The following is a 928-nucleotide window of genomic DNA, read 5'->3' on the forward strand; positions in this document are numbered from 1 at the left end:
CAGTCCGACCCCGACTTCCTCACCAAAATCGCCAAACGCTGGGCCGACCTCATCGACCAAGACGGCCCCGAACCCACAGAAGAAACCCTCCGCCAACTCCAAGGCGCATTCCTCCGCCGCCGACGCCGCCACGGACTCCACCACCTGGAAATCTTCGCCACCGACGAACAATACGAAACCCTCGCCACCGCCATGAACACCGCCACCAACCCCCGACACCAAACCACCGGCACCGGCACCGGCACGGGCACGGGCACGGGCACGGGCAGCGGGACAGAAACCCACGATGGAACCGGCACCGGAGCCCCCAACCGATCACCCGCCCCGGACCGGGGAGCCTTCCCGGACCTGGACCGCCGCTCCCGGGCCCAGAAACTCCTCGACGGCCTCGTCGGAGCCTGCAGCGTCGCGATGACCACCGGGAAACTACCCTCCAACGGCGGACTCCGCCCCCAACTCACCATCACCATCGACCACCGCGAGCTCTTCAAACAACTCACCGGCACCCAACTCCCGGACACCCCCAGCACACCAAACAAACCCAGCACCAGCACCGGCACCGCGACCTTCACCGGCCCGATCCACCCCAACACCATCCGCAAAATCGCCTGCGACGCCGACATCCTCCCCGTCCTGCTCGGCAGCCAATCCCGCGTCCTGGACATCGGCCGGACCACCCGGATCTTCCCACCCCACATCCGCAAAGCCATCACCGCCCGCGACGGCGGCTGCGCCTTCCCCGACTGCACCATGCCCGCACCCTGGTGCGAAGCCCATCACATCACCTACTGGTCCCACCAAGGCACCACAGGAACCGAAAACGGCACCCTGCTCTGCAGCCACCACCACCACCTCATCCACAAAGAACAATGGCGCATCGACACCACCACCGGCGTGCCCTGGTTCATCCCCCCACCCCACATCGACC

General features: G+C 66.6%; 1 protein-coding gene. It reads left to right on the forward strand.

Annotated elements, in window-relative coordinates:
• Positions 1-928, forward strand: a 928-nt coding sequence (locus ACR30Z_RS22575; RefSeq protein ID WP_434374676.1) for a DUF222 domain-containing protein, incomplete at both ends; no start/stop codon positions are given.

Origin of the sequence: Paenarthrobacter sp. FR1 (assembly GCF_051106045.1) — a bacterium.
Lineage (GTDB): Bacteria > Actinomycetota > Actinomycetes > Actinomycetales > Micrococcaceae > Arthrobacter > Arthrobacter nitroguajacolicus_A.